Source organism: Escherichia sp. WS33 (assembly GCF_046486385.1).
Lineage (GTDB): Bacteria > Pseudomonadota > Gammaproteobacteria > Enterobacterales > Enterobacteriaceae > ECMA0423.
This window is the reverse complement of sequence record NZ_JBJQLJ010000028.1, coordinates 23,261-36,848: the sequence shown is the minus strand read 5'-3', so window position 1 is coordinate 36,848 and position 13,588 is coordinate 23,261. Positions and strand designations below refer to the sequence as shown.

13 protein-coding genes are annotated in these 13,588 nt (G+C 49.6%); 2 read left to right on the top strand and 11 right to left on the bottom strand.

Translation table 11 applies throughout. From position 1 onward, the window contains the following. The first annotated feature begins 179 nt into the window (after positions 1–179). The gene (prpR, locus tag ACJHXA_RS19235) at positions 180–1,766 is read left to right on the top strand and encodes a propionate catabolism operon regulatory protein PrpR (RefSeq protein ID WP_000941055.1); all 1,587 of its coding nucleotides are present in this window, start codon (positions 180–182) and stop codon (positions 1,764–1,766) included. Positions 1,767–1,866: 100 nt separating this feature from the next. On the opposite strand, the gene yahO is transcribed toward prpR, so the two are convergent. After that, a complete protein-coding gene (gene yahO / locus ACJHXA_RS19230) occupies positions 1,867–2,142 on the bottom strand; it encodes a DUF1471 family periplasmic protein YahO (protein ID WP_000691953.1) in 276 nt (91 codons plus the stop codon). A gap of 146 nt (positions 2,143–2,288) precedes the next feature. Here yahO and ACJHXA_RS19225 point away from each other — a divergent pair, with 146 nt between their 5' ends. Then, the gene (locus ACJHXA_RS19225) at positions 2,289–2,960 is read left to right on the top strand and encodes a LysE family transporter (RefSeq protein ID WP_000976975.1); all 672 of its coding nucleotides are present in this window, start codon (positions 2,289–2,291) and stop codon (positions 2,958–2,960) included. 16 nt (positions 2,961–2,976) lie between these two features. Here the strand turns inward: ACJHXA_RS19225 and yahM are convergent, their stop codons facing one another. From yahM to ACJHXA_RS19175, 10 genes are all read right to left on the bottom strand, one after another. Next, complete coding sequence (yahM, locus tag ACJHXA_RS19220) at positions 2,977–3,222, bottom strand: protein YahM (protein WP_000290608.1); 246 nt, start codon at positions 3,220–3,222, stop codon at positions 2,977–2,979. Between the two features lie 412 nt (positions 3,223–3,634). Further along, positions 3,635–4,450, bottom strand: coding sequence for a protein YahL (gene yahL, locus ACJHXA_RS19215; RefSeq protein WP_001316893.1), 816 nt, complete (start codon positions 4,448–4,450; stop codon positions 3,635–3,637). Positions 4,451–4,692: 242 nt separating this feature from the next. Next, on the bottom strand, positions 4,693–5,742 hold the full coding sequence (yahK, locus tag ACJHXA_RS19210; protein WP_000692742.1) for an NADPH-dependent aldehyde reductase YahK: 1,050 nt from the start codon (positions 5,740–5,742) through the stop codon (positions 4,693–4,695). A gap of 86 nt (positions 5,743–5,828) precedes the next feature. After that, positions 5,829–6,785: an ABC transporter permease gene (locus ACJHXA_RS19205; RefSeq protein WP_000750340.1), complete on the bottom strand. Its 957-nt coding sequence runs from the start codon at positions 6,783–6,785 to the stop codon at positions 5,829–5,831. Continuing rightward, a complete protein-coding gene (locus tag ACJHXA_RS19200) occupies positions 6,782–7,753 on the bottom strand; it encodes an ABC transporter permease (RefSeq protein ID WP_000818900.1) in 972 nt (323 codons plus the stop codon). The genes ACJHXA_RS19205 and ACJHXA_RS19200 overlap by 4 nt, the downstream gene beginning before the upstream one ends. Further along, positions 7,746–9,230, bottom strand: coding sequence for a sugar ABC transporter ATP-binding protein (locus tag ACJHXA_RS19195; RefSeq protein ID WP_000447335.1), 1,485 nt, complete (start codon positions 9,228–9,230; stop codon positions 7,746–7,748). Before ACJHXA_RS19195 ends, ACJHXA_RS19200 begins: the two co-directional genes overlap by 8 nt. A gap of 48 nt (positions 9,231–9,278) precedes the next feature. Beyond that, complete coding sequence (locus ACJHXA_RS19190; protein WP_001042114.1) at positions 9,279–10,262, bottom strand: autoinducer 2 ABC transporter substrate-binding protein; 984 nt, start codon at positions 10,260–10,262, stop codon at positions 9,279–9,281. 253 nt (positions 10,263–10,515) lie between these two features. Beyond that, positions 10,516–10,926 (bottom strand): ASCH domain-containing protein, encoded by a 411-nt coding sequence (locus tag ACJHXA_RS19185; protein WP_001325907.1) that lies wholly within the window; start codon positions 10,924–10,926, stop codon positions 10,516–10,518. Between the two features lie 298 nt (positions 10,927–11,224). Next, a complete protein-coding gene (locus tag ACJHXA_RS19180; RefSeq protein WP_000665131.1) occupies positions 11,225–12,607 on the bottom strand; it encodes an amidohydrolase family protein in 1,383 nt (460 codons plus the stop codon). 9 nt (positions 12,608–12,616) lie between these two features. Continuing rightward, entirely contained in the window at positions 12,617–13,567 is a 951-nt protein-coding gene (locus ACJHXA_RS19175; RefSeq protein WP_000661649.1) for a carbamate kinase family protein, read from the bottom strand. Positions 13,568–13,588 lie beyond the last annotated feature (21 nt).

Below are 13,588 nucleotides of genomic sequence, written 5' to 3'. Positions count from 1 at the left end.
CCACAATTGCCTTAATAAAATTAAATGTTTAATTTCAATTTGTTAGAGATAAAGTCATGAACTAATCCGCAAATATGCGTTTCAGTTAACGTTTCAGGCAATGTTTCACCGCGTTTCATTGCAACAATTATGAAACAAGACTAAACCCAATATTCGGTTTCTTAACTTTGCGGTGCGCTATGGCACATCCACCACGGCTTAATGACGACAAACCGGTTATCTGGACGGTATCTGTAACGCGCCTGTTCGAGCTGTTTCGCGATATCAGCCTCGAGTTTGATCACCTGGCGAACATTACCCCTATTCAGCTTGGCTTTGAAAAAGCAGTGACCTACATCCGCAAGAAACTGGCAAACGAACGCTGTGACGCCATCATCGCGGCTGGCTCTAACGGCGCGTACCTGAAAAGCCGCCTGTCAGTGCCAGTTATTTTGATTAAACCGAGCGGCTACGATGTGTTACAGGCACTGGCAAAAGCCGGAAAACTCACCTCTTCTATCGGCGTTGTCACCTATCAGGAAACCATTCCAGCGCTGGTGGCGTTTCAAAAAACCTTTAATTTGCGCCTCGATCAACGTAGCTACATTACCGAAGAAGACGCACGCGGGCAGATTAACGAGCTAAAAGCTAACGGCACCGAAGCGGTGGTCGGCGCGGGGCTGATTACCGATCTGGCAGAAGAAGCCGGAATGACCGGAATTTTTATCTATTCCGCCGCTACCGTGCGCCAGGCGTTCAGCGATGCGCTGGATATGACGCGCATGTCGTTACGCCATAACACTCACGATGCCACCCGCAACGCCCTGAGAACTCGTTACGTGCTGGGCGATATGCTCGGTCAATCACCACAGATGGAACAAGTACGGCAGACTATTTTGCTGTATGCCCGCTCCAGTGCAGCGGTGTTGATTGAGGGGGAAACGGGGACGGGCAAAGAGCTGGCGGCCCAGGCGATTCATCGGGAATATTTTGCCCGCCACGATGCGCGACAGGGCAAAAAGTCGCATCCGTTTGTTGCAGTCAACTGCGGGGCGATTGCCGAATCGCTGCTGGAAGCAGAACTGTTTGGCTATGAGGAAGGGGCGTTTACCGGCTCGCGACGCGGCGGTCGCGCCGGGCTGTTTGAAATCGCCCACGGAGGTACGCTGTTTCTCGATGAGATTGGCGAAATGCCGCTGCCGTTGCAGACCCGGCTGCTGCGGGTGCTGGAAGAAAAAGAGGTCACCCGCGTCGGCGGGCATCAGCCTGTTCCGGTGGATGTGCGGGTCATTAGCGCCACTCACTGCAATCTGGAAGAAGATATGCGGCAAGGGCAGTTTCGCCGTGACCTGTTTTATCGGCTGAGTATTTTGCGTCTGCAATTGCCACCACTGCGCGAGCGGGTGGCGGATATTCTGCCACTGGCGGAAAGCTTTTTGAAAGTGTCTCTGGCGGCGCTCTCCGCCCCGTTTTCTGCCGCATTACGCCAGGGATTACAGGCAAGCGAAACCGTGCTGGTGCACTACGACTGGCCGGGCAATATTCGTGAACTGCGCAATATGATGGAGCGACTGGCGCTATTTTTAAGTGTGGAACCGACGCCGGATTTAACGCCGCAATTTTTGCAGCTGCTACTGCCGGAACTGGCGCGCGAGTCGGCGAAAACTCCCGCTCCACGCTTACTGACACCACAACAGGCACTGGAGAAATTTAATGGCGATAAAACAGCAGCGGCGAATTATTTAGGCATCAGCCGGACGACGTTCTGGCGGCGGCTGAAAAGCTGAACTGCCGAATGCAGCGCGAACGCTTTATCCGGCATAAATTTCAATAGATGATGATCACCGATAAATTTACGCATCGGGGATGTTTACATAGGGTTCAGAATTACTTCTTCTTATAAATATTTGCCGTGCCGTGGATCTTATTGTCAGTTTGACCAGAGGTCAGTACCAACACATCAGCCCCTTTTTCATCCGCTTTTTTGATCAAATCCTCTTTCGCATCTGCGGTCGACATTTCATTACTGGTTGAAATATCACCTATTTTTTCATACTGCGATTCAACTTTTTCAAATTCCGCTTTGGTCATCAATTCAGCGGCATAGACATTGGTAACGGCAAACGCTAACGCACCGACTAACATTTTAGAGATTATTTTCATATTACGGCTCCAGAGTTGTTATCACACTATCACCCACCCACATTATTGGGTTGATTAATAATTAGTTCAGTCAGGGCATAAAAGCCAGTAACCGGAAATAAGACACTTTGTGATCTCTTTCGCACCCGATTATTTTTGGTAGAAATATGATGAAGTTACTTCACTTATTTATGGATGAAATCACTATGGATCCTTTGCACGCCGTTTACCTGACCGTAGGACTGTTCGTGATTACTTTTTTTAATCCGGGAGCCAATCTCTTTGTGGTAGTACAAACCAGCCTGGCTTCCGGTCGACGCGCAGGTGTGCTGACCGGGCTGGGGGTGGCGCTGGGCGATGCATTTTATTCCGGGTTGGGTTTGTTTGGTCTTGCAACACTAATTACGCAGTGTGAGGAGATTTTTTCGCTTATCAGAATCGTCGGCGGCGCTTATCTCTTATGGTTTGCGTGGTGCAGCATGCGCCGCCAGTCAACACCGCAAATGAGCACACTACAACAACCGATTAGCGCCCCCTGGTATGTCTTTTTTCGCCGCGGATTAATTACCGATCTCTCTAACCCGCAAACCGTTTTATTTTTTATTAGTATTTTCTCAGTAACATTAAATGCCGAAACACCAACATGGGCACGTTTAATGGCCTGGGCGGGGATTGTGCTCGCATCAATTATCTGGCGAGTTTTTCTTAGTCAGGCGTTTTCTTTGCCCGCTGTGCGTCGTGCTTATGGGCGTATGCAACGCGTTGCCAGTCGGGTTATTGGTGCAATTATTGGTGTATTCGCGCTACGCCTGATTTACGAAGGGGTGACGCAGCGGTGAGCAGATAATTTACTCTCTACGTAATCAACCTGATTTGCCGAATCCCGGCCATCGGCGATGATAGCCCCCGTAATGCGTGGTCCTTATTTCCGATAAGTTTACTTGAGTCTTTAGCTTCCCATTTCAGCCCACTCTCCCCTGTGTGGGCTTTTTTCATTGGTCTGCCCCGTCCTGAATAGCCAAACAATGGCAATGTTCCACTTTGCAGGGATGATAATAAGGGGATCTGATTCAGAAGAGTTTTGAAAAGTTGGACCGCCATCGAGGCCTCGAACCCCGTACCATACAACAATCCTGGTTGTCGTCTGCTCTTCCTGATGAGCTAATGGCGGTTTTTGATATGAGCCTTACAGCATATTTTCTGTCAGGCTTGAGTGCGATGCGTAAGGTACAGAAAAGACCCCACACAAACATAATGGAATTATGATTTTTTTCATATGAATGTCAACCCACACATTCACAAAACATCTGCATGAGATCATTTTTTATACACCGCATAGCTGCGAAACCACTGCTGGTGCTTTTTTAAGCGAAGCGTCGCCGATCACAACAAAATATCGGCGAAAAAGGCGGTGGAATGCCATTTGGCATACGGATATACAGATGAAATGATTACCTGCTTTGCGATTCACTCTCTGGTGGAATAACAACTTGCAGGTGGAACCCTTTCTGAACTAAAGAGTGTAGCGGATTTTAACGTGCTTATTTACAGGATAATATCTGTCACCTAATTCCTGCACTCTATTCGATATCCATTCATTTAATCGTGCGTCATCTCTGTATGTTTTTACGTCCAGAACAGAGAGCAATAACATCACCAGTGATTCAGGAAAAACAGGGTGGATATTTTTTAAGTGTAATAATAATCCATGCGCAAGCGCCTGCTTAATGGGCGCGTCTGTCTCCGGAATAGACGACATTTCGCGAAGCCATTTTTCCACACGCATACACTCTTTCCCTTTAGGGAAAATTCTCAGCAAAGGCATATGGTGTTCAAGAAGAATACATTTGCAATCTGTTCGCACTGAATCGATAAACTGCACTAATTTCTTAAGCCCGGTAAAGCGTCCAGCCTGCACATTTGCTTTAATATCAAGAAACGCATCATCCTGGTCATATACCCAAACTGTCCCTTTTTGATTTTCAAGTATGCGAAAAACAAACTTAACCGGGTGATCAGGGTAATCCATCCAGTCATAAAATCCAGGGAAATCATTAAACTGCACATTTATGGTGAGTGCGTTATCGTCTAACCACTCACAGTCTCGTACGGCAGCCATGAGATGAATGAGTTTGTCGTCATCGACTAAATCATCACGACAATCATAAGGATAATCATAATATTGTTTAATCAAAACCTTGAATATATCGACACAGGAAACCAGGGAGCTTTTGATATCCTCTGGTAACTGATTGTTTTTAACCGTATTAAGTATGCTTTGTTGCGTATATGGCATCAAATTATTGTGCGGAGCTTTTAATGATATCATCGCGATCTCTCTTAAATAAAAATAAACGTCGCAGATAATAAAGCTCTCATTAAACCAGGCACTATCAGAAATCGCTCATAACTAACGTGAGAAGTATTGTGTACTGGAGGGAGTTAATTTAACAATTTGAATTTACGTTATAGGTTTTACTGCTACTTTGATATTATTTCGCTCTCCTTAACTAAAAAGTTAAGTGGAGAGCGAAGTTAATATGTTAAACCACAGGGTATTTATTAATTTTTTCAGTCTGTTAGTGTGCGATTATCGATAACAAAACGATATTTCACATCACCACGCAGCATTCGCTCATAGGCTTCATTAATTTGATCGGCCCGAATCATCTCTATATCAGCCACGATGCCATGTTCGGCGCAAAAATCGAGCATCTCCTGAGTTTCTGGAATGCCGCCAATCATAGAACCGGCTATCGCACGGCGTTTCATGATCAGGTTGAAAACTTCCGGCGATTTATGCGGTGTCGCAGGCGCACCAACCAGCGTCATGGTGCCATCACGCTTCAGCAAGGTGGTAAAATCGTCGAGATTATGTGGCGCAGCTACTGTATTCAAAATGAAATCGAAACTCTTCAGATGAGCCGCCATCTCATCGGCATTGCGTGAGTTAACAACTTCATCGGCCCCCAGGGCTTTTGCCGCTTCGCGTTTTGCCTCAGAAGTGGTAAATGCCACCACATGCGCCCCCATCGCGTGGGCCAGCTTGATCCCCATATGTCCCAGACCGCCGATGCCGACCACGCCCACTTTTTTACCCGGCCCGGCCTGCCAGTGACGTAGCGGCGAATACGTGGTGATCCCTGCACACAACAAAGGAGCCACCGCCGCCAGCTGCTCTTGCGGGTGACGAATACGCAGAACATATCGCTCATGAACGACGATCTGTTGTGAGTAGCCGCCCAGAGTATGGCCCGGTTCGTCCGGCGTCGGCGAGTTATAGGTGCCGGTCATGTGATCACAGTAGTTTTCCAGCCCGTCTTCACACTCTTCGCAATGTTTACAACTGTCGACAATGCAGCCGACACCGACCAGATCGCCCGGCGCATGTTTTTCTACCTGATCACCAACGGCTACCACACGCCCCACAATTTCATGACCCGGTACGCAGGGGTAAACCGTCCCCGCCCACTCGGAACGGACCTGGTGGAGATCGGAATGGCAGACGCCACAGTAAGCGATTTCGATTTTGACATCATTCGGTCCCGGTTCACGCCGTGTGATATCCATCGGTTCAAGTGGTTGTTTAGCGGAATATGCACCAACAGCTTTGATCTTCATTGTGTTTACTCCTGATTAGCTATGTGTATTTGGCGACGCCTGATATGTCATCGCGGCAAAACGCGTCCATTGAATATAGCCAATATTTAAACCACCCGATCCAGCCCCAACATGCCGCGAACCTGAATGAAACAGAGCAGCAACGTTCCCCATAAGGCCATCGTCAGGTAGGGGCTTATACCGAGAATATTGAAGCCGCTTTCAATAATTTGCAGAAGAAACAGCGCCAGCACCATACCAATTATCCGCCCGCTGCCGCCGTCCGGATTAACCCCACCGAGTACTGCCGCGAGGATTGACACCAGCAAGTACGATTCGCCATAAGAGGCCTTAGCCGAGTTGAGTTTCGACATCATCAAAAATGCCGCTACCGCACAAAGCAAGGCGGAAATGACATAAACCCAAATCAGCACCCGACGAGTGTTAATGCCGGAGTAAAGTGTTGCTCGTTCGTTAGACCCAATCAGGTAAATGGCTTTACCGAGCGGCGTTTTCTCCAGCAATATCCATAGCCCCAGTGCCACTGCGGCAAACAACCACATCGGTAGCGGAATACCGAACCATTGCGCATGATTCAACCACAGCACCCATGAGGGATAATTGGCAATGGCGCTACCACCTGTCACCAGAATATTTATCCCTTTGAGCAACGTCATCATCCCAAGCGTTGCAAGAATTGGCGACACTCGAATACCAGCAATCAATACGCCGTTACATAAACCGATTATCACCGCCGCGCCAGCGCCCGCCAGTAACGTAGCGACAACCGTAGCAATACCCGGTGGATACTGAGTCGCCACCCACGCCATCACCAGTGAACAGGCGTTAGCAGTGGCTATAATTGACAAGTTAATGCCACCGCAAAGCATGGTCACCGCCATAGCCAACGCCAGAATGCCCAGCACGGGCATTTGCGAAGCGACGGACTGGAAATTACTTATCGACCAGAAAATCTCCGGCATAGTAATGCTGAACGCGGCAACAGTTAGCACCAGCAGGCCGATCAAGTAAAACTCAACGTTATTACGCCACGATTTTTTCATAGCAGACTCCGGTTCTGATGCTGACTCCACGCCGTGGCACTAATGCTGGCAACGATGATGATGCCGGTGATCAATGTTTGCCAGTAAGACGAGACTCCCAATAAATTTAGCCCGTTTTGCATCACTGCCAACAACACCACGCCGAGCAAAGTACCGGTTAACGTGCCGCGCCCGCCGAGCAAACTAGTGCCGCCAAGCACCACCGCAGCCAGTACTGTCAGCTCATAACCCAGAAGAGAATCGGGGGCGACAGTCATCACCGTCCACGACTGCACTACACCCGCAGCGCCAGACATCAATCCCATATAGCCATAGACGAAAAGTTGCAGTTTCAGCACGCTAAAGCCGATGCGACTGGCTGATTCGCGGTTCCCGCCAAGGGCATAAATTTTGCGCCCTACACTGGTGAAATTCATGATAAACGCTGTTAGCAGCACCACCGTAATCATGGCGATCAGCGGCAGACCAAGGCCATAGTCATAGCCATCAGCATCGGTGTACTTGAACAACATAACCCCCTGCTCAAACCACGGCGGAAAGTCGTACAGCCACACACCTTTACTCAACCATAACAGCAGGCCATAGAAAATATTCAGCGTCGAGATAGTGATGATGATAGAAGGCACCCGTAGGCGATTAACCAGTAAGGCGTTAATTAAGCCAAGTAAAATGCCGATGCAGCCCGCCAGTGCAAACGCGACAGCGAAGTTGCCACCAATTTTTTGCAGCAACAGCACCATGCCGTATTGCGCAATGATGGTCATTGCTGGAAACGAAATATCAATTCCACCGGAAATCAACACCACAAACAAACCACAGGCGAGAATAGTCAACATGGCATAGTTATTGGCGAGATCGTACAAATTACCGAATGTCAGAAACTCGTCGCTGCGCCAGGCAAGGCCAACAAACAGCACCACAATCAGTAATGCCAGCCAGAATTCATGGCGTTTTTTCAGTTCAGCCATTTACCACCTCCGCAATCCTGGCCTGAGAACTGCTGTCAGGCAGGAAGCTATGGGTGATCTGACCTTTTTGCATTACCAAAATCCGGTGGCTTTGATACCACGCTTCTTCAATTTCATCGCAGATCATCAATACCGCAATGCCATGAGCCGCCAGATCGCTGATAATGCCGTATATTCCTGCTTTGTTGGCGATATCAACACCGACTGTCGGGCTATCGAGAATCAACAGTCGTGGCCCAATCGCCAGCCATTTGGCGATCGATACTCGCTGCGCGTTACCACCAGAAAGCGTATTCACCGGAAGATGAGGATCAGAGACTTTGATGGTCAATGCCTTGATTAGCCTGTCCACCAGGTCACGAACTTTAGTTTCACTCAGAAAGCCGAAGCGATCTTTTACCTTGTGAAAAACAGTGCTAATGATGTTGTCTTCAATAGATTGCGCCATCACCAAACCGCGCGACATGCGATCTTCCGAAACATAACCAATACCGTGGCGGATAGCGTCCTGGTTACTATGCAGTGTAACCGGCTGGCCGTTGATGAGGATCTCGCCAGCATCCGGTCGGGTCATACCAAACAGACTCAGACATAATTCCGTGCGCCCCGCACCAAGCAGGCCAACAATCGATACCACTTCGCCCGCTTCCACCCGCAAGTTAATATTTAGATATTCCCCATGACGACTTAAATTACGCACCTCCAGCACCGGGGTGCTGGATTTTCCCTGCCACAACTCTCGCACCTGATATTCAAACTCCTGGCCGGTCATCAGGAAACCGAGTTGTTTTGTGGTCATCTCTGCAGCCGGAAAAGTCCCGACCAGCTCACCATCTTTCAGCACTGAAATACGGTCGGAAACTTCCATCACTTCTTCCAGACGATGACTGACGAAGACCACGCAGATCCCGCGTTCACGCAATTGATGCACCACCTGTAATAACCCTTGCACTTCCTGATGGGTCAGCGAAGCGGTTGGTTCATCCATCACGATCAACCGTGCGTCCTGCGCCAGTGCACGGCAAATAGCCACCAGCTGACAGCGGGCAATTGAAAGCTCAGAAACGAGTGTATCCAGTGGCAATGTGACGTTAATACTGGTCATTGCCGCCTGCGCCACCTCACGCAGACGACGGCGGTTAACAAACAGACCGTGGTGATAGTGATTCACGGCGATATTCTCCCAGACACTCAGGTTAGGAAATAAAGAGAGGTCCTGATAAATCACCTGAATCCCCTGCGCCACCGAAGCGGCGGGTGTCAGCTTTGACCAGTTTTTCCCACCAAGCGTAATTTCCGCTCCCTCATCCGGGCGATAAACACCGGACATAATTTTAATCAACGTCGATTTACCACAGCCGTTTTGCCCGGCAAGGCAGTGCACTTCACCCGACATAAAGTCGAGAGAAACATCGCGCAGCGCTCGCGTGGCATGAAACGTTTTGTTGATATGACGAAGGGAAAGGAAAGTTTCCATAACATCCCCTGGCAATAAGAATCGGGGCTTTCGCCCCGAAGAAATGGATTAATAAAGTGAGTCGATATTGTCTTTGTTGACCAGTAATACCTTATGGAAACGGATAATTCGCTTATCCATATCTACGTCGGCCTTACCCAGATTCTGCATTTCTAATCCAGGTTTGATCTCTTCACCCTTCAGCAACGTGCTGGCGACGGCTGCGAGTGCGTAACCTGCAGAGGCCGGATCGTAAGTAATCCCTTCGGTGATATCACCACTTTTAATCAGTGATGCCGCCTGTGAAGGGATCATCATGCCATAGACTGCGACTTTATTTTTCGCCCGTTTCTCTTTCACCGCACGTCCCGCGCCAATCGGACCGTTTGAACCAAAGGAGACAACCGCTTTCAAGTCAGGATAGGTTTTCATCAGGTCCAGTGTGGTACGACGTGAGTCATCCACACTCTCGGCAACCGGCATGCGGCGGGTAACTTCATGCATATCCGGGTAATGCTCTTTCTGGTATTTCACCAGCAAGTCAGCCCATAAGTTATGCTGCGGCACGGTCAAACTACCCACGTAAATCACATAGCCGCCCTTGCCCCCCATGCGTTTCGCCATATGCTCAACATATTCAGCGGCAAATTTTTCGTTATCAATGATTTCAATATCCCAGTTAGCACTTGGCTGACCGGGGGATTCGTTGGTCAGAACCACAATTCCGGCATCTCGCGCTTTTTTGAATACCGGTTCCAGCACGTTGGCATCGTTTGGCACGATAGTAATTGCATTAACCTTACGGGCGATTAAATCCTCAATAATTTTAACTTGTTGCGGAGCATCAGTACTTGAAGGCCCCACCTGTGAGGCATTAACACCAAAGGCGTTACCCGCCTCAACCACACCTTCGCCCATGCGATTAAACCACGGCATACCATCGACTTTAGAGATATTCACCACGACTTTTTCCGCTGCCTGGAGCGGCGCAGAAATTAGCGCAGCGCCTAATAACAGCGAAGACACCATATTGATAACAAAACGTTTATTCATCATTTCAGCCTCATTGCAGGGTAGTCAGGAAGTGTTCGCCCAAATTAGCGCGCTGGAGAGAATAAGAATTTTCGAATATTTTTATGCAGAATAAACAGCCCTATTTCAGGCAGCTATTAAAAATATGGTTATAAATATGGACAAAACGGGCAGCAACAATAAGTGTGACATTCATCACGTAAAAAATAGCAAAATAAACAAAATTAGCGATATTTTATGTGTGTGAGTTTATTTCGCGTAGATAAATAGTTATCTACACAACGTCAATAAGGGCATATTCTTCAAATATAACGTCCATTTCTGGTGAATAGCTTCCTTCTGCCTGGAAAAAACGACGGTGTTCATTACGCCAATATTCAAGACTGAGGTCACCTTCACCTTCCTTACGGGCAAGCTCCACGGTGACATCAGAAAAGCGCAGTAAATGCAGGCCAATCACTCTGATAACACATACAGGCTCACCACGGCTATTTTCTACAATCTTATACTCACCAATCATCGGAAATGCGTTGTCTTCAATACATCCCGCCAGCGAACCACAGGAAGCTGTTTTAACACCAGTCGCAATCAACGTTGCGAGGTGATCGGCCAACGCTGCTGAATCGCCAAAAGTACAAAAGGAAGCATGGGGATATTTTTGTGAGAATTTTTCTTTTATGGTCATGGCAATATTTTTGCGATTACGGAAAAACAAATCACATCTTAATTACTGTTGGTAACCATCAGCAAGAGTATCATTGGTTTTTCGATACTGAATCTTTTTTATCCGAAGCAGGTCACATTTATGGCCTGATAAATACCTTTGTTAAAACTCACTTTTGTGTATTTCTCTCAAATAATCCCCTGGAAATTATGCCGCGAGATTATAAAGTTCAGGATCATTCATTAGCAAACCATTCCCGCCCCACTCCCTGGGGCTTAAATCTCTTACAATTCACCGTTGCAGGCGTTTCAAATGCGCATCAACCTGCCACACTCCCCCACACCAGTTGCCCTTTATGGAACGTTGCGGTTCTCGGCGAGATACGCGCCACCGCCTCGGCGGAACAGGAGGCGTCCACCAGCACAAAGCTGGCATCATCCTGCGCTTTTGGCCATACACGCTCGCCTTTTTCATTCAGCGGCAATACATCGCCAGTGGCTAGAAACAGCGAACGGGAGAGGTTCTGTTCGTTAGGACGAATATAGAGCTGCGCGTAGAGATTGGCTTTTTCCAGCATGTCGCCCAGACCATAAGGCGACCAGTGGTCGATAACGCTGTCAGTGCCAGTCATCACTTTTACGCCTTTGTCGTGCAACTGTTTGAGCGGCATATGCAGCGTGCCAATCGGCACCGTCGAGGCGATAGAAATTTGCTGCGCCGCCATCCGATTCGCCAGCGCATCGACCTGTTGTTCGTTGAGCGTAGCCAGCGCAAAGGCGTGGCTGATGGTCAACTTACCTTTCAGTTGCGGCGTTTTCTCTACCGTTTCAACCATATAATTGATGGCTGCCACGCCCGACGGAGTGGTTTCGTGCAGGTGAATATCGACACCTTTGTCGTAGTCCAGCGCAATCTGAAACATGGTGTCGAGGGATTTTTCCATCGCGCCATCAACACTGGTCGGGTCCAGCCCGCCGACGTAATGCGCACCCGCCTGCATCGCTTCGCGCATTAAGGGTTCCGATTTCGACAGCAGCAAACCGTGCTGCGGGAAGGCGACGATTTCACACTCGAAGCCCGCCTGACGTCGCGCCAGCACCGCCTGCAAATTCTGCAGATTTTTCAGGCCGGAAACCGGTTCGATATTGCAGTGGCTGCGGGCAATGGTGGTGCCTTTCGACTGCAATAGATCGATCAGTTTTTCCGCCCGCTCCTGCGTATACGGTTGTAACTCCGGCAGCATTTTCTGCTCGAGTTTGATCATGTCCTGGATAGTGGTGCCTGCCGGACGATTGAGCGAGCGCCACGGCCCGCCGTAGAAGGTTTTGTCGAGATGAATATGCATGTCGCGAGTGGTGGGTAGCATCAACTTACCGCCAGCGTCATAGTGCGGCAGCGTGGCGTCCGGATGCTGCTTGTTCTCGCGCAGGGCGACAATTTTGCCGTCCTGAATCTCCACGGTCTGGCGCGCCGTGCGGGTCTGCACCGCCACACCGTTTTCGTAGTCAAAACCGGTTTCCAGCAGCACGTTATCGAGATAGTAATGCGGGTCAGTGATTTTCATGGTGTTGTTCGCTTCGCAGTTTAGGGTGCCAGCTACCGCCGCATGGGCGAGCGGCACAGAGGTACCAAACAGCGCGGCGGCGGTGACCATCTTACCGCTCTGGCTCAGAAATTCACGGCGGCTATTGCTTTCTTTCATCCTACGTCCTTACGTTTTAATAATATGGGTGCCCGTTTCACCGCGCAGCGCCGCAGGCAGGCATTCCGGCGTGGTGATAATCACTTCTTTGCCGCCCTGCTCCAGGAACGTCAGGCTGGCGATGATTTTTGGCAACATGCTGCCGGGCGGAAAATGCCCTTCCTGCATATAGCGAGTCATGGTGGCAATATCCACCCGATCCAGCGCCTGCTGCTGCGGTTTACCAAAGTGGATACAGACTTTTTCGACGCCGGTGGTGATCACCAGAATGTCGGCGTGAATTTCACGGGCCAGCAGCGCGGTAGAGAGATCTTTGTCAATAACCGCGTCCACGCTTTGGTAATCCCCCGCTTCAGTACGCACTACCGGAATTCCACCGCCGCCCGCGCCAATTACGACAAAACCTTGTTGGATCAGCGCCTTAATGGCGGGTGCTTCGACAATACGTTTCGGTTCCGGCGAGGCGACCACGCGGCGATAGCCCCGTCCGGCATCTTCAACAAAACACCAGTCAGGGTTTGCCTTTTGTAGTTTGTCACGCTGGCTTTCACTGAAGAATGCACCAATGGGCTTGGTGGGATGGGCAAAACCTGGATCGTTTTTATCCACTTCCACCTGAGTTACCACGGTGACGGCTTTTTTCTCGCCGTGACGCGCCAGCCGGTTATTCAGCGCCTGTTGGATCAGATAGCCGATGCCGCCCTGCGTATCTGCCACACAGTTCGCCAGCGGCGTTAAGGGCAGCCCTTCGCGCTCGTGGGCAATCTCCGCACGGCGTAAATCCAGCCCGACCTGCGGCCCGTTACCGTGGGTCAGCACAATGTCGTAATCGGAAGCCAGCATTTCCAGCACCGTATCGGCCACGGCTTTCACCGCCTCCGCCTGATGCTCAATCGACTGGCTGGCGTTATCTTTGATAATGCTGTTGCCACCAATGGCAACGACCACAAGCTCTTTCATGTTGTTATGTCCGCTACAGAG